This window comes from Brevundimonas sp. GW460-12-10-14-LB2 (assembly GCF_001636925.1).
Taxonomy (GTDB): domain Bacteria; phylum Pseudomonadota; class Alphaproteobacteria; order Caulobacterales; family Caulobacteraceae; genus Brevundimonas; species Brevundimonas vesicularis.
The window spans coordinates 1,758,055-1,775,618 of record NZ_CP015511.1; the positions used below are offsets into that span (position 1 = coordinate 1,758,055).

19 protein-coding genes are annotated in these 17,564 nt (G+C 67.5%); 13 read left to right on the top strand and 6 right to left on the bottom strand.

Features of this window, described 5'->3' with window-relative positions; all coding sequences use genetic code 11:
* The first annotated feature begins 39 nt into the window (after window positions 1-39).
* On the top strand, window positions 40-1,326 hold the full coding sequence (locus tag A4249_RS08770) for a D-amino acid dehydrogenase (protein WP_066552025.1): 1,287 nt from the start codon (window positions 40-42) through the stop codon (window positions 1,324-1,326).
* A 345-nt stretch (window positions 1,327-1,671) separates the two neighbouring features.
* Window positions 1,672-2,757 (top strand): tRNA preQ1(34) S-adenosylmethionine ribosyltransferase-isomerase QueA, encoded by a 1,086-nt coding sequence (gene queA / locus A4249_RS08775; protein WP_066552028.1) that lies wholly within the window; start codon window positions 1,672-1,674, stop codon window positions 2,755-2,757.
* A gap of 7 nt (window positions 2,758-2,764) precedes the next feature.
* Here the strand turns inward: queA and pdxH are convergent, their stop codons facing one another.
* Complete coding sequence (pdxH, locus tag A4249_RS08780) at window positions 2,765-3,439, bottom strand: pyridoxamine 5'-phosphate oxidase (RefSeq protein ID WP_066554958.1); 675 nt, start codon at window positions 3,437-3,439, stop codon at window positions 2,765-2,767.
* A gap of 110 nt (window positions 3,440-3,549) precedes the next feature.
* On the opposite strand from pdxH, the gene A4249_RS08785 reads away from it, so the two are divergent.
* On the top strand, window positions 3,550-4,296 hold the full coding sequence (locus A4249_RS08785; protein ID WP_066552031.1) for a J domain-containing protein: 747 nt from the start codon (window positions 3,550-3,552) through the stop codon (window positions 4,294-4,296).
* Between the two features lie 8 nt (window positions 4,297-4,304).
* Window positions 4,305-5,390, top strand: a complete 1,086-nt coding sequence (aroC, locus tag A4249_RS08790; protein ID WP_066552034.1) for a chorismate synthase — start codon at window positions 4,305-4,307, stop codon at window positions 5,388-5,390.
* On the opposite strand, the gene A4249_RS17055 is transcribed toward aroC, so the two are convergent.
* Window positions 5,391-5,516: a hypothetical protein gene (locus A4249_RS17055; RefSeq protein WP_257722450.1), complete on the bottom strand. Its 126-nt coding sequence runs from the start codon at window positions 5,514-5,516 to the stop codon at window positions 5,391-5,393.
* A 99-nt stretch (window positions 5,517-5,615) separates the two neighbouring features.
* Between A4249_RS17055 and A4249_RS08795 the strand changes: the two genes are divergently transcribed.
* Window positions 5,616-5,957, top strand: coding sequence for a VOC family protein (locus A4249_RS08795; RefSeq protein ID WP_066552036.1), 342 nt, complete (start codon window positions 5,616-5,618; stop codon window positions 5,955-5,957).
* Between the two features lie 3 nt (window positions 5,958-5,960).
* Here the strand turns inward: A4249_RS08795 and A4249_RS08800 are convergent, their stop codons facing one another.
* From A4249_RS08800 to thiE, 3 genes are all read right to left on the bottom strand, one after another.
* Window positions 5,961-6,743, bottom strand: a complete 783-nt coding sequence (locus tag A4249_RS08800) for a hypothetical protein (RefSeq protein ID WP_066552037.1) — start codon at window positions 6,741-6,743, stop codon at window positions 5,961-5,963.
* Between the two features lie 43 nt (window positions 6,744-6,786).
* The gene (locus A4249_RS08805) at window positions 6,787-8,478 is read right to left on the bottom strand and encodes a sensor histidine kinase (protein WP_066552038.1); all 1,692 of its coding nucleotides are present in this window, start codon (window positions 8,476-8,478) and stop codon (window positions 6,787-6,789) included.
* Window positions 8,479-8,540: 62 nt separating this feature from the next.
* Window positions 8,541-9,194 (bottom strand): thiamine phosphate synthase, encoded by a 654-nt coding sequence (gene thiE / locus A4249_RS08810; protein WP_066554961.1) that lies wholly within the window; start codon window positions 9,192-9,194, stop codon window positions 8,541-8,543.
* A 131-nt stretch (window positions 9,195-9,325) separates the two neighbouring features.
* Here thiE and A4249_RS08815 point away from each other — a divergent pair, with 131 nt between their 5' ends.
* The 6 genes from A4249_RS08815 to A4249_RS08840 all read left to right on the top strand — a co-directional run bounded on the left by A4249_RS08815 (window position 9,326) and on the right by A4249_RS08840 (window position 13,590).
* A complete protein-coding gene (locus tag A4249_RS08815; protein WP_017504559.1) occupies window positions 9,326-9,511 on the top strand; it encodes a (2Fe-2S)-binding protein in 186 nt (61 codons plus the stop codon).
* Window positions 9,512-9,652: 141 nt separating this feature from the next.
* Window positions 9,653-10,153 carry a bacterioferritin gene (gene bfr, locus A4249_RS08820; RefSeq protein ID WP_026108332.1) on the top strand — a complete coding sequence of 167 codons (501 nt, stop codon included), beginning with the start codon at window positions 9,653-9,655 and terminating at the stop codon, window positions 10,151-10,153.
* Between the two features lie 69 nt (window positions 10,154-10,222).
* Window positions 10,223-10,783 (top strand): tryptophan-rich sensory protein, encoded by a 561-nt coding sequence (locus A4249_RS08825; RefSeq protein WP_066552039.1) that lies wholly within the window; start codon window positions 10,223-10,225, stop codon window positions 10,781-10,783.
* 103 nt (window positions 10,784-10,886) lie between these two features.
* A complete protein-coding gene (gene efp, locus A4249_RS08830; protein ID WP_055754985.1) occupies window positions 10,887-11,453 on the top strand; it encodes an elongation factor P in 567 nt (188 codons plus the stop codon).
* Between the two features lie 104 nt (window positions 11,454-11,557).
* Window positions 11,558-12,364, top strand: coding sequence for an inositol monophosphatase family protein (locus A4249_RS08835; protein WP_066552040.1), 807 nt, complete (start codon window positions 11,558-11,560; stop codon window positions 12,362-12,364).
* Between the two features lie 194 nt (window positions 12,365-12,558).
* A complete protein-coding gene (locus A4249_RS08840) occupies window positions 12,559-13,590 on the top strand; it encodes a glycerophosphodiester phosphodiesterase (RefSeq protein ID WP_066552042.1) in 1,032 nt (343 codons plus the stop codon).
* On the opposite strand, the gene A4249_RS08845 is transcribed toward A4249_RS08840, so the two are convergent.
* The gene (locus tag A4249_RS08845; RefSeq protein WP_066552044.1) at window positions 13,587-15,455 is read right to left on the bottom strand and encodes an ABC transporter transmembrane domain-containing protein; all 1,869 of its coding nucleotides are present in this window, start codon (window positions 15,453-15,455) and stop codon (window positions 13,587-13,589) included. The two genes, A4249_RS08840 and A4249_RS08845, sit on opposite strands and share 4 nt — an antisense overlap.
* Before the next feature lie 153 nt (window positions 15,456-15,608).
* On the opposite strand from A4249_RS08845, the gene rpmE reads away from it, so the two are divergent.
* Entirely contained in the window at window positions 15,609-15,833 is a 225-nt protein-coding gene (gene rpmE / locus A4249_RS08850; protein WP_017506001.1) for a 50S ribosomal protein L31, read from the top strand.
* Window positions 15,834-15,992: 159 nt separating this feature from the next.
* Window positions 15,993-17,555 (top strand): L,D-transpeptidase family protein, encoded by a 1,563-nt coding sequence (locus A4249_RS08855; protein WP_066552045.1) that lies wholly within the window; start codon window positions 15,993-15,995, stop codon window positions 17,553-17,555.
* The last annotated feature ends 9 nt before the right edge of the window (window positions 17,556-17,564 follow it).

Sequence of the window (17,564 nt, forward strand, 5' to 3'; positions counted from 1 at the left end):
GCTTGCGACGAATAACAACATTGGGCTTGGGAACGTCACATGCGGGTTCTGGTGCTTGGGTCGGGCGTCATCGGCGTCACCACCGCCTGGTATCTCAGCCAGGCCGGGCATGAGGTCACGGTGGTGGATCGGCAGGCCGGTCCGGCGCTGGAAACCAGCTTCGCCAACGCCGCGCAGATTTCGCCGGGTTATTCCGCGCCCTGGGCTGCGCCGTCGATCCCGGTCAAGGCGATGAAGTGGCTGCTGATGCGGCACGCCCCGCTGATCGTGCGCCCGCGTCTGGACATGGCTATGGTGCGCTGGACCGTCGCCATGCTGCGCAACTGCACCCACGACCGCTACGCGCTGAACAAGAGCCGGATGGTGCGTCTGGCCGAATACAGCCGCGACCAGATCGACCTGCTGCGCCGCGAAACCGGCATCACCTATGATGGTCGCCAGCAGGGCACGCTGCAGCTGTTTCGTACCGAAAAGCAGCTGGCCGACGTGCACAAGGACGTCGATGTGCTGAAGGCCGCCGGCGTGCCGTGCGAGGTGCTGGACCGCTCGGGCTGTATCGCGGCCGAGCCGGGCCTGGCCGCCTCCGACGTTGATTTCGTTGGGGGTCTTCGTCTGCCGCATGACGAGACCGGCGACTGCTTCCTGTTCACCAACGCCTTGGCGAAGCTGGCGGCGGAGCGCGGCGTGGTCTTCCATACCGGGACCGAGATCCAGTCGATCGCGATGACGGACGGTCGCGCGACCGGCGCAATGACCAGCAAGGGCGCCATGACGGCCGATCTGGTGATCCTGGCGCTCGGCTCCTATTCGCCGATGATGGCCAAGCCGCTGGGTCTCGATCTGCCGGTCTATCCGGTGAAGGGCTATTCGATCACGGCCAAGATCGTGAACGAAGACCGCGCGCCCGTCTCCACCGTCATGGACGAGAGCTACAAGGTGGCGATCACGCGCCTGGGCGACCGCATCCGCGTGGGCGGCATGGCCGAACTGTCGGGATACAACAACACCCTGCCCGCCGTCCGTCGCGAAACCCTGGCCCATTCGGTCGGCAGCCTGTTCCCCGGCGGCGGCGACCTGGCGGGCGCCAGCTATTGGTCGGGCCTGCGTCCGATGACGCCGGACGGCACGCCGGTGATCGGCGCGACCAAGGTTCCGGGGCTTTATCTGAACACCGGCCACGGCACCCTGGGCTGGACCATGGCGTGCGGCTCGGCGCGGGTTCTGGCCGACATGGTCGACGGCAAGGCCCCCGAGATCGAGACCCGCGACCTGTCGCTGAACCGCTATGGCGCCTGGGCCGGGGCGTTCGCGCCGGGCTACAGCTGAGATCAGACGTCGACGGGGAATTTTACCGTCTAAAGAGTCTAGTTCGTCTAATCGCGCGGCGGTGGGGCCTTGGGCCGCGGACGGGAATTCACCGTCTAAAGTGTCTAATTCGTCTAATCCGGCACCATCATCCAGGTGAGGCGCAGGCGGGATTTCGCCATCCCTTCCGCCTGAACTTACGCTGTCAAAGATCGCCGGCCAGTCTAGCACGCGGCCGGGTCGCGGTCGGTTAGACGCCGTTCGGGCGCGAAAACCCTTTGTGAATCAGACAGCGGCGCGCCGACGATGCGCTGGCAGCACGCCGCAGCGTGGCGCGGCGCGTCGGAGCCCCCTATAGAGCGCGCGATGAAGACCGCCGATTTCGATTTCGACCTGCCCGAAGACCGTATTGCGTTGCGCCCGGCCGATCCGCGCGATTCCGCACGGCTGCTGGTGGTGAAAGGCGGCGCGCTGGAAGACCGGGTCATTCGCGATCTGCCGGACTTCCTGCAGCCGGGCGACGCCCTGGTGTTCAACGATACGCGGGTCATTCCCGCCCGTCTGTCGGGCGTGCGTCAGCGGATCGGGGCCGAGGGCGAGACCCTGACGGTCGAGGTGGAGGCGACGCTGCATCACCGCGACGCGCCCGACGTCTGGTCCGCCTTCATGAAACCCGGCAAGCGGATCAAGCCGGGGGATCGGGTTCGTTTTGGAAACGCCAGCGACGCCGCCTGCGACCTTGGTCGTCTGGATGCGACGGTGACGGCAAAGGGGGAAGACGGGCTGATCACCCTGACCTTTGACCTCGCGGGACCGGCGCTGGACGATGCGATCCGCGACGTGGGCGTCATGCCTCTGCCGCCCTATATCGCCGCCAAACGGCCCGAGGACGACCGCGACCGGTCGGACTATCAGACCGTCTTCGCCGAGCATGACGGGTCGGTCGCGGCGCCGACGGCGGGGCTGCATTTCACCCCGGCCCTGCTGGACGCCATTCGAGCCAAAGGCGTCTCGACCCATGCGGTGACGCTGCATGTCGGGGCCGGCACCTTCCTACCGGTCAAGGCCGATGACCTGGCCGACCACAAGATGCACAGCGAATGGGGCGAGGTGTCGCCTGAAACCGCCGCCGCCCTGAACGCGGTCCATGGAAAGGGCGGGCGCATCGTCTGCGTCGGCACCACCAGCCTGCGGCTGCTGGAAAGCGCGACGGCCGAGGACGGCGAGATCAAACCCTTCCACGGCGACACGGCCATCTTCATCACGCCCGGCTATCGGTTCCGGGCGGTCGATGTGCTGATGACCAACTTCCACCTGCCGAAGTCGACGCTGTTCATGCTGGTCAGCGCCTTTGCCGGCACGGCGACGATGAAGGCGGCCTATGCCCATGCGGTCGCCGACGGCTATCGCTTCTATTCCTACGGCGACGGATCGCTGCTGTTCCGCGACTGATCGCGGGTCAGGGCCAGAGGCGGCCAGAGCGCCAGGCCTCGCCGTCGCGGTCGAACCGCAGTCGGTCATGCAGGCGGAACGGGCGATCGCGCCAGAACTCGACCGAGCGCGGCACGACGCGCCAGCCGGTCCAGTGGGACGGGCGCGGCACCTCCTGACCATCGAAACGCGCGGTTTCGCGGCCCACGGCCTCTTCCAGCACCGTGCGATCCGACAGGGGGCGGGACTGGTCCGAGGCCCAGGCGCCGATGCGGCTTTCGCGCGCGCGGCTGGCGAAATAGGCGTCGGCCTCGGCCGGCGTGACCGGCTCGACCGCGCCGCGCACCCGCACCTGGCGGCGCAGGGATTTCCAGTGGAAGGTCAAGGCGGCGGCCGCGCAACCGGCCAGTTCGACGCCCTTGGCGCTTTCGCTGTTCGAATAGAAGGTGAAGCCCCGCGCATCCACGTCCTTCAGCAGAACGATCCGCGCATCGGGCAGGCCGTCGGCGTCGACGGTCGACAGGGTCATGGCGTTGGGATCGTTCGGCTCGTGCGCGCGCGCATCGGCCAGCCATTCGACGAACAGGCCGATGGGTTCGGTCCGATCGAAGATGGTCTCGTCGCCATTGGCGGCCAGGGCGGCGGCATAGTCGCGGGCGTATTCCTCACGCGACGGGCTGGGCGGGATCACGGAAGCGGTCATGCGAGTGATGTAGTCGGTGCGGGCGCGGCTGGGAATGATCGAGGTCAAAAACGGGCGTGTCGCCGTCAAGGTTAACCGCCCATTGACCCTGATGCGCGAACGGTGACGGCATGAGCGCGCCTGTTTCGATTTCAGATGTGTCCGGCGTCCGAGAGGCCTTGTCGATCCTGGGCCTAGAAACGGATGTGCGCGGCGATGTCGATGCGTCGACGCTGAAGGCCGCGTTCCGCACGGCGGTGAAGGCGGCGCGGCCGGATCAGGCCGGCGGGGACGCCGAGCGATTCCGGCGCGTGATCGCGGCCTATCGACTGATCCAGGCGCACCAGCCCCCTCGCCCCGCCCTGTCGGCCCCCGCCGCGCGGCCCGCGCCGACACCGGTTCTGGTTCTGTCGCCGATGCAGGCCCTGGCCGGGGGGCAGGTCGAGGTCCGGCTGGGCGCGCGCACGGTGCGGGTCACGACGCCCAAGGGCCTGCGCAGCGGCGATCATCTGCGGCTGAGACGCGGGGCGGCGGACGGGAGCGACCTCTATCTGTCGGTGTTGATCCGGCCCGAGGACGGGCTGTCGGTCGTCGGCGACGACCTGTTCATGACCTGGGCCGTCGAGCGTCGCCTGATGGCCGACGGCGGGCGGGTGGAGATCGAGACCCCTGTCGGCACGCGCTCGGCCTGGATCACCGCCGACATGGCCGCGCCGGTGCGGGTGCGGTTGAAGGACCTGGGCCTGCCCGCGCGGGGATCACGGCCGGCGGGGCATCTGTTCGTGACGCTGGAGCCTTCGTCTGATGTTCCCTCGGCGGCGGAGGACCTACTGGTGCGCTTCACGCGGGTCTGGACGCAGGAGCGTCTGGCGGCCTAAGTCGGGGCATGTCGCACAACACCTTCGGCCATCTGTTTCGCGTGACCACCTGGGGCGAGAGCCACGGGCCGGCGATCGGCTGCGTCGTGGACGGATGCCCGCCGATGATCCCGCTGACCGAAGCGGACCTTCAGCCGTGGCTGGACCAGCGGAAGCCGGGCGGCAGCCGCTTTGTCACCCAGCGCAAGGAGAGCGACACGGCGCGCATCCTGTCGGGCGTGTTCGACGACGGCGACGGGCCGGTGACGACGGGCACGCCGATCTCGATCCTGATCGAGAACGAGGACCAGCGGTCAAAGGACTATGGCGAGATCGCCCGCGCCTATCGGCCGGGGCACGCCGACTATGCCTATCAGGCCAAATACGGGGTGCGCGACCACCGGGGCGGCGGTCGATCCTCGGCGCGCGAGACGGCCAGCCGCGTGGCGGCCGGGGCCGTGGCGCGCAAGGTGCTGGGCGACGGCGTTAAGATCAGGGCCGGCGTGGTGCAGATCGGCCCGCACCGGATCGCACCGGACCAGATCGACTTCGACGCCGTCCACACCAATCAGCTGTTCGCCGCCTCGGCCGAGGTCGTGGGCGACTGGGAGGCCTATCTGGACGGCATCCGCAAGGCGGGATCGTCGGTCGGGGCGGTCGTCGCGCTGGAGGTCACAGGCGTTCCGGCGGGCTGGGGCGCGCCCCTGTATGGCAAGCTGGACGGCGAGTTGGCCGCAGCCCTGATGTCGATCAATGCGGCCAAAGGGGTCGAGATCGGGGCGGGCTTTGAGGCCGCCGAACTGACCGGCGAACAGAACGCCGACGAGATGCGGCTGGACCTCAACAAGCAGCCAGTCTTTCTGTCGAACAAGGCGGGCGGCGTGCTGGGCGGGATTTCGACGGGTCAGCCGGTGACGGCGCGGGTCGCGTTCAAGCCGACCTCCTCCATCCTGACCCTGCGTCAGACGATCACCCGCGATGGCGAAGAGACGGACCTGCGCACCAAGGGGCGTCACGACCCGTGCGTCGCTCTGCGCGCCGTGCCGGTGGTCGAGGCCATGGCCGCCTGCGTCCTCGCCGACGCGCATCTGAGGCACCGCGCCCAGGTCGGCTGATCAGGGCTTGGGGCGGGCTTGTCGCTGGTTGGCGCGACCGGCGTCGAGCCTCGGCGGCTCGACCGGACGCGTCTCGCACCGCATCAAGGCCATCAGGGCCGACAGGCCTGTCGTCATCACGATCATCGCTCGATTCCTGCAATTGCGAACCGTTTGCAGGTTTGCGCATGTTTAGGGCGCGTGCAAGACAATGGACCGGTGGCGCCCATTTTCAGGAGATCAACCGTGCGTGAAGACGGAAAGCTGGACTACCTCGAACTGCCCGCCGCCAACCTGCCCGCAACCAAGGAATTCTACAGCCAGGCGTTCGGCTGGACCTTCGTGGATTACGGCCCGACCTATGCCGCCTTCGATCAGGGTCTGGACGGCGGGTTCGACGCCGATCAGACCGATCAGACCGAGGCGCCCCTACCCATCCTGTACGCACACGACCTCGAGGCCATGCTGGCCAACGTCGAGGCGGCCGGCGGCCGGATCTTGAAACCGATCTACAGTTTCCCCGGCGGTCGCCGCTTCCACTTCGCCGATCCGGCCGGCACCGAAATGGCTGTCTGGTCCGAGGGCTGAACCCTATTTGACGTCGATGGACTGGCCGATCCGTTCGGCCAGATCCCGGTCCGCGCCCTCGACGCTGGCGATCCAGACGTGGATTTCCTTGGGGTCCACGGCGCGCTGGAACAGGTGCTCCATCGCCAGACGGCGGCTGCCTTCGGTCACGACGACCGAGGCGCGGCCGCCGGCGCGGACCGTCTCGCCGTCATAGATCGGAAACTGCGACGACGGACCGGCGTAGATCATCAGCAGGGTCTGGTCGCCGCGCTGGACGCGATAGATGTTGGCGTTCGCGCCGGCGCGCGCCGGGGTGATGGTCAGGCCGGTAGGCAGCTGGATGCTGAACGGCAGAGCGGCGATGGCGGCGGCGTTCAAGGCCGCCGGGGCGGGTGCGGCGGCCGGCGGGGTTGCGGCAGGCGCGGTCGTTGTCGGTTGGGGCGCGGTCGCTTGAGGCGCCGTTGTGGTCGGGGCTTGCGTTTGCGGACGTGTCGCGGTCGCCGGGCGCGTCGTGGCCGCAGGGCTTTGGCCGATGGGCGGCTGGGCCTGGGTCGTGCGCGTTGCGGATGACGCGGCGGGCGCCGGACGCGGCGATGCCGCGGGGGTTTGGCCGATTGGAGGCAAGGCCTGGCTCGTCGCCCGGGCCAGGGCCTGGGTCGGAGCTGCCGTGGAGGCGGCGGGCGGGGTCGCCGAAGGCGGGGCGCTGTTCAAGTCCCGCGTCAGGTTGGAACCGGCGCGCTGCGGCGGAGGCGTCGTCGCCTGTCCGGAAATCACGAGGGCGGCGGCAAGGGCGATCATGGGCATGGCCGGACCATCGCGCGGCCGGAGCGCGACCGCAAGCGCGACCTCACGCCTTGGGCAGCGCGACCCAGAAGGTGGCGCCCTCGCCCGGCGCCGAGATCACGCCGATCGAGCCGCCCTGCAACTCGACCAACCGCTTGGCCAGGGCCAGGCCGACGCCGTGCCCCTCGACCGTCGAACGCTCAAGGCCCAGGCGGTTGAAGGGTTCGAACAGCTGCGCCTGCTTCTGAAGCGACAGACCGGGGCCGAAATCGCTGACCTCGATGCGGACGCAGTCGTCCTGACGAAGCGCACGCAGAACGACACGGCCGCCGGACCCGCCGTATTTCAGCGCATTGCTGGTCAGGTTGGTGATGATCTGGGCCAGACGCTGAGAGTCCGCGACCGCGATCAAGCCATCGCCCTCGCACACCACCTCGACGGCGACCCGGTCGGCGTCGGGCCACAGCAGGCACGTGCGGCGCACGTCTTCCAGCAGCCCTGGAATGTCGGTCGGCCGCAGATCGACCCGGACGGCCCCGGATTCGGCGCGGGCCACATCCAGCAGATCGTGGGCCAGGGTTTCGACCTGACGCGCGGTTTTGACCAGCATGTCGGACATCTCGGCCTGCTGGGCTGAGACCGGCCCCAGATGGCCCTGTCGCCACAGATTGCCGATGCCGATGATGCCGGCGACGGGGCTCTTGATCTCGTGGGCGACGTTGGCGAGCAGGCGGGACTTGGCCTCCGAGGCCTTTTCGGCGCGTTCGCGACCGACGCGCGCGCGCTCCGCCAGAAGATCGCGCTCTTCCAGCAACGAGGCCACCAGCAGGACGGGCATATAGCCGATCAGCACCAGCATCTGGGCCATCAGAACCTGATGGGTCAGGTCGCCCTGAGCATAGGGGCCGTTTCCGATCATGGCGCTGCCGACCAGCAGCACGCTCATGACGACGAGGGTGAAGGCGGCGCCCGCGACGCCGAGCCGTACCGCGATGGCCAGCAGAAGCGGCAGCAGGACGAAGCCCATCGGCACGTCGCCCGTGAAGGCGACAAAGTAAAAGACGGGAACAAGGCCGATCAGAACGACGGCCTCGATCAGCTTCTTGGGTTTCAGCAGTCGCGCGAACATCGCAGGCGTCAGCGACATTCCTAGCGAACCCAATACAGCGATGCCCAAGGCGTGACCCAGCCACCAGGTCTGGAACCCCTGCCAAACGATGTCGCCCTGGCCCATCAGCGACAGGATCAGGGTGCTGCACAGGGCGGCGGGGATCGGCGCCAGGACAGCCGCGAAGAACAGGAAGCTGACCGCGCCGTTCAGGCTGGAAAGGTTGAGCGTGGGCGAGAACCGGCGCGCCAGCAGGACAGCCCCGACGATCTCGATCATGTTGGCGATCGTGAAGGCCAGCGCCAGCGGCGGCTTGTTGCCGGCGATGATCTCGCCAATCAGGATGCTGACGGTCAGGACGCCGGCGAAGGTGAGGTCGCTGGTGCGGCCACGGCTGGTGCGCAGCCAGACGGCGACGGCGACGCCGCTGGCGCCCCACAGGCCCGCCACCAGTCCGGCCGAACGGGCGTAGGCGATCGCCAGGGCGACCAGGATGGCGACGACGACGCCCGTCAGCACCGGAATCAGGGGATTGGGGCCGTCCGGGCCGTCGGCGCCGACGGGGCCGGGCCGATGGCCAGCCGCCATCACGCCCTTGACGGGGGCGCTGTGGGGGGCGTCGATGTTGAGCGCGCGGCTCAGGATCATGGACAGGTTCCGACCAATCAGAGGTCGGAATAGGACGACACGGTTCCTAATATCCCCTGAAGTCAGGCCCGCAATTTTTCATTGAAACGCCTGACGGCCTCGGCTGCGCCGTCGGGATGGTTCCAGACCCCGCCGCTGACCGCCACGAAGTCGGCGCCGGCCTGGGCAAGCTCTGCAGCGTTGTCGACCGTGATCCCGCCGATGGCGACGCAGGGCGTCTCGACCGTCTCTTGCCACACCGTCAGGATGTCCAGCGGCGGGCGATGCACCGTTTCCTTTGTATCGGTGGGATAGAAGGCGCCGAAGGCGACGTAGTCGGCGCCGCCCTCTGCGGCGTCCCAGGCCAGGTCGCGGTCGTCGTGGCAGGTGACGCCGATCATGGCGTCCGGCCCCATGATACGGCGCGCCTCGGCCAGCGAGCCGTCTTCCTGACCGATGTGAACGCCATCGCAGCCGGTGGCCCGCGCCAGATCGGGCCGGTCGTTCAGCAGGACCGCGACATCATGACGCCGCGCAATGGGAGCCAAGACCTCGACCGCAGTACGAAGGGCGGCGTCGTCGGCGGGCTTCAGCCGGATCTGCAAGGCCGCGACATCGCCGGCGGCCAGGGCCTGATCGAGGGTTTGCGCAAAGGCGTTCAGGTCGGCGATCACAGGCGGCGTGATCAGATACAGCCGGCAGGGCGGACGCTCGGGGACGGTGGGTGTTCGGGCCATGTCCGTCATTGCCTGCCCCCGCGACGATCCGTCAACGGCCTAAGGCCGGGCGAAGCCGTGCGAACGACTTGCAATCGCCTTAAGGACTGCTATAGCGAACCATTCTCAGTCAGTGAAACGTGTAGCGCCTCGTGTACGTCTGCAACTGTAACGGTCTTCGCCAGCGTGATGTCGCCCAGGCCATCGAGGCCGGCGCCTGCCGTCCGCGTGACATCTTCGCGCGCAACCAATGCCAGGCCCAGTGCGCCAAATGTGTCTGCGAGATGCGTCAGATGATTCAGGAAAGCCGCGAAGCGTTCGCACTCGCAGCCGAATAGTTTGCTTCGCCTGCGGCCGACAGTCACTCGCACTCTCAATGCAGTGATAAAAACTCGCAAATAAACAAAGCCCGTTTTACTGTGTTATGGCTGCGCTCGACAGACGGCGATAGCGCCGTGGCGAGACCAAGGACCATGGCCATGAAGGGCGACCCCGCAATCCTGCGCACGCTGAACGCAGTGCTGACCAACGAGCTGACGGCCGTGAATCAGTATTTCCTGCATGCCCGCATGTTCGAAAGCTGGGGCCTCGCGCACCTGGGCAACGTCATCTACGAAGAGTCGATCGGCGAGATGAAGCACGCCGACATGCTGATCAAACGCATCCTCTTCCTGGACGGGCTGCCCAATCTGCAAGACCTGCACAAGCTGAAGGTCGGCGAGGATCCGATCGAATGCTTGGGCGCCGATCTGCAACTGGAACTGGACAGCCGCGCGACGACCGCCGCCGCCGTGACCCAGTGCGAGGAAACCCGCGATTACGTCAGCCGTGACCTGCTGATGAAGATCCTGGCCGACACCGAAGAGCACATCGACTTCCTGGAAAACCAGCACAAGCTGATCGAGCTGATGGGCGCGCAGAACTATCTGCAATCGGCGATGAAAGAGATCGTCACCGACGGCGCGGCGACCGGCAACTAAGCTCTGCCTTCTGACGGAACTCCAATCCGCTCCGGCCATTAGCCTGTCAGGGCCAAGCTGGAGCGGACCATGACCGATATCGACGACGCCATCGACGACGTGCGCGACGCCGCCATGGAATTGCTGAACAGCGAGGGCCGCAGCGCCGGCCATGTGGTCGCCGGGATCGCCCTGACCGTCGGCTTCGCCCTGTTGGCCCACACCATCGCCTCGGGCGCGTTGAAGCCCCGTCGCAACCTGAAACAGGTGCGCGACAAGGACCTGCCTATCACCGAAAAGCCCAAGGGGGCCTTCAGCCTGATCCTGCCGGCGGTGTTTTCGGCGACGACCCTGTCGGCCGTACGGGTCTGGAATGCGCCTCCGCAAAAGGAGCGGACCCGCGCCATGGGCCTATGGGTCGCGGCCCAGACGGTGAACGCCGTCTGGCTGGGCCTGCGGCCGTCGTCGATGGCGCGTCAGGTGGTCGCCGCGATGTCGTCGGCCGGTCTGGCCGCAGCCTTCGCCCACGAAGCGCGCAAGCTGGACGAAGGGGCTGGCAAGATGGCGGCGCCGCTAGGATCAGGTGTGCGGTTCGGAAACTTCCTGCATCGCAAGGCCGATGACGCTTCGGGCGGACGCACCCTGCATTAGGTTGCGTCGCCTTGCCCTTTATCGGGGCTTCCTCTAGGGATCGCGCCCTATTCGCCTCGCCCCGAACGGTGCGAGGGCGCAACTCCATTTCCGATGTGACCCCATGAAGATCAACGGCAACACCATCAAGCCCGGCATGGTCCTGCAGCACAATGGCGGCCTGTGGGTCGTCACCAAGGCCAGCCACGTCAAGCCCGGCAAGGGCGGCGCCTTCGCCAACGTCGAGGCCAAGAACCTGGAGACCGGCAACAAGCTGAACGAACGCTTCCGGTCGGAGGACAAGGTCGAGCGCGTGACGCTGGAACAGAAGGACTTCTCCTATCTGTTCGACAACGGCGACAGCCTGGTCTTCATGGACGACACCACCTACGAGCAGATCGAACTGCAAAAGGACTGGGTCGGCGAAGAACGCATCCCCTATCTGCAAGAAGGCATGAAGGTCGTCATCGAGATGCACGAAGAGCGTCCGATCGGCCTGGAACTGCCCGATCAGGTCGTGCTGGAAGTCGCCGAGACCGAGCCGACCGTGAAGGGCCAGACCGCCTCGTCGTCCTACAAGCCCGCGCTGGCGTCGAACGGCGTGCGCATCATGATCCCGCCCTATATGTCGGCCGGCGAGCGTATCGTCGTCGACACGACCAGCGGCGAATACGTCCGCCGCGCGGACTAACAGACCACCACGCTAAAGCGGCCCCTCGCGGGGCCGTTCCTTTCTGAACTTCTCCGACTGTCCGGCTGCGGCTTTGAAGGACTTTCGGACCAGGAGATTCCCCGATGGCCCTCGCCTCCGCCCTGCTCCAAGTCATGACCGATGCGGTGCGCAAGACCGCCCGCCCGATGCTGCGCGACTTCGGCGAAGTCTCCCAGCTTCAGGTGTCGAGGAAGGGCCCCGGCGATTTCGTCACGGCCGCCGACCTGAAGGCCGAAGACACGCTGTACGAATTGCTGATGAAGGCCCGCCCTGGCTATGGCTTCCTGGGCGAGGAACGCGGCATGATCGATGGGACGGACAAGTCCCACACCTGGATCGTCGATCCGATCGACGGCACCACCAACTTCATGCACGCCATGCCCCACTTCGCCATCACGGTGGGTCTGGAGCGCCGCGCGCCCGACGGGTCGAGCGAGATCGTCGCCGGCGTGACCTACAACCCCGTCATGAACGAGCTGTTCTGGGCCGAAAAGGGCAAGGGCTGCTATTTGAACGACCAGCGCATCCGCGTCGCCGGCCGTCGTGATCTGTCCGAAAGTCTGATCGCCACCGGCCTGCCCTTCATCGGCAAGTCGGGCCACGCCCAGTCGATCAAGGATCTGCACGCTGTGGGCCAACGGGTCGCCGGCATACGCCGCCTGGGCTCGGCCGCCCTGGACTTCGCCTGGGTCGCCGCAGGCCGCTACGACGCCTATTATGAGCGCAATCTGAAGCCCTGGGACGTGGCGGCGGGCATCCTGTTCGTCACCGAGGCCGGCGGCCGCGTCACGACCATCGAGAACGACGGCGATCCCAAGACGGGCAAGTCGATCCTGGCGTCGAACACCGAACTGCATCCGCACTTGCGCAAGGTGCTTCAGGGCTCCTGAAGCTCGCTTCTGTCTCTTCCCCGCTTGGGGGAAGTGGCGCGGCGCTTCTTCAGCGCCGTGACGAAGGGGATCTTGCCTGATCGCCAGCGGCCGGTGGGGCGTCAAGAACCCCTCCACCGCTTCGCGGTCCCCCTCCCCACATGTGGGGAGGAGACGGTCATCGGCCTGTCGCGCCCCTGCCCTATCCAAGGCGGATGATCCGTTTCATCCTGTGCGGCCTCGTCCTTCTGACCGGAACGCCAGCCTTGGGTCAGCCCCTGATCATCGCCCATCGCGGCGCCTCCGGCGAACGGCCCGAGCACACGCGCGCGGCCTATGAGTTGGCGATCGAACAGGGCGCGGACGTGATCGAGCCGGATCTGGTGCTGACCAGGGATGGCGTCTTCGTCGATCGGCATGAGAACGAGATCGGCGGCACGACGGACGTGCGCGACCGGCCCGAGTTCGCAGGCCGTCGGACGACCAAGACCATCGACGGGGTCGAGACCACCGGCTGGTTCACCGAAGACTTCACCCTGGCCGAGTTGAAGACCCTGAGCGCCAGGGAGCGGTTACCCGCGTTTCGACCGGGCAGCGCCGCCTATGACGGTCAAGAGTCGATCCTGACCTTCGACGAGGTCGTCGCCATCGCGCGCGAGGCCTCGGCGCGGACCGGGCGGACGATCGGCGTGGCGCCGGAGCTGAAGCACCCGACCTATTTCGCCGGGATCGGCTTGCCGATGGAGGACGGTTTCGTCACCGAATTGGAGCGGCTGGGTCTGTCGGGCGCCGAGGCGCCGATCATCATCCAGTGTTTCGAGGTCGGGCCGCTGGAGCGGTTGGCGACGCGCATCGATGCACCGCTGGCCCAACTGATCGCGGCCAAGGGCGGACCGGCAGACCGGGCGGACGTGACCTATGCGCAGATGATCACGCCCGAGGGGCTAAAGGCCATCGCCGCCTACGCCGATTGGGTCGCGCCGGAGATGACCCTGGTCCTGCCGCGCGACGCCGAAGGTCGCACGACCGCGCCGAGCACCCTGGTCGCCGACGCCCATGCGGCGGGCCTCAAGGTCGTGGTCTGGACCCTGCGGGCCGAGAACGTCTTCCTGCCGGTCGAGCGACGCAGAGGCGACGACCCCGCCCGGCACGGCGACATGACCGGCTATGCCTCAGCCTTCGCCGAGGCCGGAGTCGATGCGCTGTTCACCGATTTCTCGGCCCTGGTGCGGCCTACGGCGCCCTAGTTGCGGAACTGAAGCTCGGCGAGGCGGGCGTAGAGGCCGCCCTGGGCGACGAGTTGCTCGTGAGTGCCCTCTTCGACCACGCGGCCGTCGTCCATGACGACGATGCGGTCGGCGCGCAGGACGGTGGCGAGGCGGTGGGCGATGACCAGGGTGGTGCGCTCCTCCATCGCCTGATCGAGGGCGACCTGGACCAGGCGTTCGCTTTCGGCGTCGAGGGCGCTGGTGGCCTCGTCCAGCAGCAGGATGGGGGCGTCGCGGACCAGGGCGCGGGCGATGGCCAGGCGCTGGCGCTGGCCGCCCGACAGGCTCTTGCCGCGCTCGCCGAGCGGGGTGTCGAACCCTTCCGGCAGGGCGTCGATGAAGCCGAGCGCCTGGGCCTTTTCGGCGACGACGCGGGCTTCTTCCAAAGTCGTGTTCTCGCGGCCGAAGCGAATGTTCTCCAAGGCCGAGCCCGAGAACAGCGGCGTCTCTTGCGACACCCAGGCGAAGCGGTCGCGCACGGCGACGGGATCAGCCTGGCGCACGTCGACGCCGTCGACCGAGACCATGCCGGTCTGCGGATCGTAGAAGCGCAGTAGCAGGCGGAAGACCGTGGACTTGCCGGCGCCGGACGGACCGACCAAAGCGACCGTCTCACCGGGGCGTACGGTCAGGCTGAAGCCCTTCAAGGCCGGAAGGTCGGGGCGGCCTGGATAGGCGAAGCCCACGGCCGACATCGACACCTCGCCACGCGGGGGCGTTGGCAGGGCCGTGGCCTGGGGCGGCGGGGCGATGCCGGCGACGGCGCGCATCAACTCCTCGATCCGCTCCATGGCGCCGGCGGCCTTTTGCACGTCGCCCCAGCTTTCGCCGAGCGCGCCAACGGCGCCTGCGGCGAAAACGGACAGCAGAACGAACTGAAGCAGGGCGCCGGGCGTCATGGCGCCCTTCACCACGTCCTGGGCGCCCAGCCACAGCACCAGGGTCACGCCGCCGAACATGACAACGATGATCAGGGCGGTCATCCAGGCGCGGGCCTGCATCCGCGTCAAGGAAGCGTTGAAGGCGTCCTCGACCGCCGCGCCGAAGCGGGTGATGGCGCTCTGTTCACGACCGAAGGCCTGGACCGTCTCAATGGCGTCCACGCTTTCGCCGGCGAAGCCGACGGCGTTGGCGAAGCGGTCCTGGGACGCGACGGTCAGTTTGCGCACCTTGCGGCCGAAGATGAAGATCGGCCCCAGGAGGAAGGGCACGATCAGCAGGACGAAGCCGGTCAGCTTGGGGCTGACGAAGAACAGCAGGGCCACGCCGCCGATCAGGGTCAGGAAGTTTCTGAGCGCGTACGAGATCGATGTCGTCATCAGCGTCTCGACCAGGGCGATGTCCGTGGTCAGGCGCGACAGCACCTCGCCGGTGCGCATATGGGCGTAGAAGGACGGGTCCAGCGTCAGGATGCGGCCGAACAGGCCCTTTCGCACATCGGCGATGACGCGCTCGCCCGTGCGGGTGACGAAATAGTAGCGGGCGGCTGTCGCCAGCCCCAGGAACAGGGCGTTGGCGCCCAGCAGCAGGAACCAGATGTTCAGATTGGCGCCACCGGCCTCGAACCCATGGTCGATGGCCCCGCGCGCCAGGGCGGTCAGGCCCAGCGAGGCGGCGGTGGACAGCAGCAGCCAGAAGACCGCCATCAGGGCATGACCCTTGTGGCGCATGGCGAAGGGAATCAGTCTCGCCAGTGGGCGGATGTCGCGGCGCTTGGCGCGCTTGGCGCCCGCTTCAGACATCTGGTCGGCCAGAAGGGCGCCGGCGCTGGGCCGCCCTTCCAGCGAGGCCATGCCCGAGGCGCGGTTGGCGGAAGGGGCGGAGGCGGCGGCTTGATCGGTCATTTCGCCCGCCTCTTGCCCCGGAACGCCCCCCGGTGTAAACGCCGCCCCTCATTCCCGCCGGGCCTTTCCCTTAAAAAGGATTTGGTGGCGGGTTTCTCATTTCACGCGCACGGACGGTCGGCATCGTCACCGCGCAGAGACCGGACGACGACCATGAAGGCGGATACCCATCCCGACTACCACTTCATCACCGTGGTGATGACCGACGGCAGCACCTACCAGACCCGTTCGACCTACGGGAAGGAAGGCGACAAGCTGGCCCTCGACATCGATCCGTCGACGCACCCGGCCTGGACGGGCGGCAACGCCCAGCTGATGGACCGCGGCGGTCGCGTCTCGCGCTTCAACAACAAGTTCGCCGGCTTCATCAAGAAGTAAGCGCGTCCTGGCTGCGACATCTCGCAGCAATCGGAACACCAACAGCGTCGGTCGCAAGGCCGGCGCTTTTTGTTTGGTCGGAACACCGATAATGTGGGGGCGTTCGGGTACCAGGGGCGTCGGCCACGCTGGCCGAAGCGATCGAAGAAGCGGAAGACTATGAATAGACGGCAACTGGGTCTGGGCGTCGCGACGGCGGCCATGACCCTTGGCTCGGCGGCGCGCGCGCAGCAGGTCTTCGTGCAGCGCGGACCGGAGGCGACCGCCTTCTACAACAGCTTCAACGACCAGATTTCTCGTCTGCCCGAGACTCAGCAGGCGGATGTGCGCGCCTTCTATGAAATGAACGGCTGGCGGCCGGTGTGGAACGCCGACCGGGTGCGGGCCTTGAACACCGTCGCGGCCGGCGCCAATCGCCATGGTCTGGCGGGCTCCGACTATTTCGACTTCGTGGGACTGGCGGCCGATCCGGCGAGCGCGGACCTGCGGACCACGGCGGCGGCGCTGGCCTATGCCCGTGTCCTGGCCGAGGGCAAGGTGCGGCCCGAGACGGTCGAAGACCTTTGGGAAATGCAGAAGAACCGCGTGGACCTGCCGCGCGGTCTCAGCGACGCCCTGACCCGCAACGTGCTGGGTCAATGGTACGACGGCCTGGCGCCCACCGACATCGGCTATCAGAACCTGTCGGCCGGCTATGTTCGCTATCGCCGTCTGGCGGCGCAGGGCGGCTGGCCCCGCTTCACCCAAGGCGCGACCATCGAGCCGGGCAATAGCGATCGCCGCATCCCCGCCCTGATCGATCGCCTGACGGCCGAGGGCGATCTGTCGGCCGCCGACGGCGCGCGGCTGAAGTCGCAGGGCTTGGTTTACAACGCCGAACTGCAACGTGCGGTGCAAAGCTTCCAGAACCGCCATGGCCTTGGCGCAGACGGGCGGATCGGCGCAGGCACCCAGCGCTCGCTGGGCGCCTCGGCCGAGGACCGTGCGCGCCAGATCGCGCTGAACCTGGAGCGTCGTCGCTGGCTGAAGCGCGAGGTCGCGCCCGAGCGGATCGAGGTCAACACCGCCGCCGCCATCATGGTCTATTGGAAGGACGGCAAGCCGGTTCACTCCAACCGCGTCGTGGTCGGCTCGGCTGAGAACCAGACGCCCAGTCTGGAGAAGCCGTTCGCCTCGGTCGTGGCCAATCCGCCCTGGTATGTGCCGGCCGGCATCGCGCGCCGCGAAATCCTGCCCAAGGGGCCGGGGTATCTGGCCGCCAACGACATGTATGTGAAGGACGGCACGGTCATTCAGCGCGCCGGTCCGCGCTCGGCCCTGGGCTATGTCAAGTTCGAGCTGCGCGACAGCTACGCCATCTTCCTGCACGACACGCCGTCGAAGGCCGCCTTCAACCTGTCCACGCGTCAGCGCAGCCACGGCTGCGTGCGGGTGCAGAATGCGGTGGAGTTCGCGCGCCTGCTGCTGTCGCCCGATCCGGCCAAGCTGGCCCAGTTCGACACGGCCCAGGACACGCGTGAGACGACGCGCGTGACGACCGGACGCGAAATCTCGGTGCGCCTGCTGTACTGGACCGCCTTCGTGGACGGCCAGGGTCGCGTGGCGTTCCGCGAGGACGTCTATGGGCGCGACGACAAGCTGGCGCAGGCGCTGGGCATCGGCGTCAACCTGCCCAAGCCCATCGACGACGGCAGGGCGGACGCCAACGACGTCGGGCCGTAAAGGGGGCGA

What these genes read in the sequence shown, in the direction of transcription:
- A4249_RS08770 (WP_066552025.1), top strand. Translation starts at nt 40, where the DNA reads ATGCGGGTTCTGGTGCTTGGGTCGGGCGTCATCGGCGTCACCACCGCC.
- queA (WP_066552028.1), top strand. Translation starts at nt 1,672, where the DNA reads ATGAAGACCGCCGATTTCGATTTCGACCTGCCCGAAGACCGTATTGCG.
- pdxH (WP_066554958.1), bottom strand. Translation starts at nt 3,439, where the DNA reads ATGACCGCTTCCGTGATCCCGCCCAGCCCGTCGCGTGAGGAATACGCC.
- A4249_RS08785 (WP_066552031.1), top strand. Translation starts at nt 3,550, where the DNA reads ATGAGCGCGCCTGTTTCGATTTCAGATGTGTCCGGCGTCCGAGAGGCC.
- aroC (WP_066552034.1), top strand. Translation starts at nt 4,305, where the DNA reads ATGTCGCACAACACCTTCGGCCATCTGTTTCGCGTGACCACCTGGGGC.
- A4249_RS17055 (WP_257722450.1), bottom strand. Translation starts at nt 5,516, where the DNA reads ATGATCGTGATGACGACAGGCCTGTCGGCCCTGATGGCCTTGATGCGG.
- A4249_RS08800 (WP_066552037.1), bottom strand. Translation starts at nt 6,743, where the DNA reads ATGCCCATGATCGCCCTTGCCGCCGCCCTCGTGATTTCCGGACAGGCG.
- A4249_RS08805 (WP_066552038.1), bottom strand. Translation starts at nt 8,478, where the DNA reads ATGATCCTGAGCCGCGCGCTCAACATCGACGCCCCCCACAGCGCCCCC.
- thiE (WP_066554961.1), bottom strand. Translation starts at nt 9,194, where the DNA reads ATGGCCCGAACACCCACCGTCCCCGAGCGTCCGCCCTGCCGGCTGTAT.
- bfr (WP_026108332.1), top strand. Translation starts at nt 9,653, where the DNA reads ATGAAGGGCGACCCCGCAATCCTGCGCACGCTGAACGCAGTGCTGACC.
- A4249_RS08825 (WP_066552039.1), top strand. Translation starts at nt 10,223, where the DNA reads ATGACCGATATCGACGACGCCATCGACGACGTGCGCGACGCCGCCATG.
- efp (WP_055754985.1), top strand. Translation starts at nt 10,887, where the DNA reads ATGAAGATCAACGGCAACACCATCAAGCCCGGCATGGTCCTGCAGCAC.
- A4249_RS08835 (WP_066552040.1), top strand. Translation starts at nt 11,558, where the DNA reads ATGGCCCTCGCCTCCGCCCTGCTCCAAGTCATGACCGATGCGGTGCGC.
- A4249_RS08840 (WP_066552042.1), top strand. Translation starts at nt 12,559, where the DNA reads ATGATCCGTTTCATCCTGTGCGGCCTCGTCCTTCTGACCGGAACGCCA.
- A4249_RS08845 (WP_066552044.1), bottom strand. Translation starts at nt 15,455, where the DNA reads ATGACCGATCAAGCCGCCGCCTCCGCCCCTTCCGCCAACCGCGCCTCG.
- rpmE (WP_017506001.1), top strand. Translation starts at nt 15,609, where the DNA reads ATGAAGGCGGATACCCATCCCGACTACCACTTCATCACCGTGGTGATG.
- A4249_RS08855 (WP_066552045.1), top strand. Translation starts at nt 15,993, where the DNA reads ATGAATAGACGGCAACTGGGTCTGGGCGTCGCGACGGCGGCCATGACC.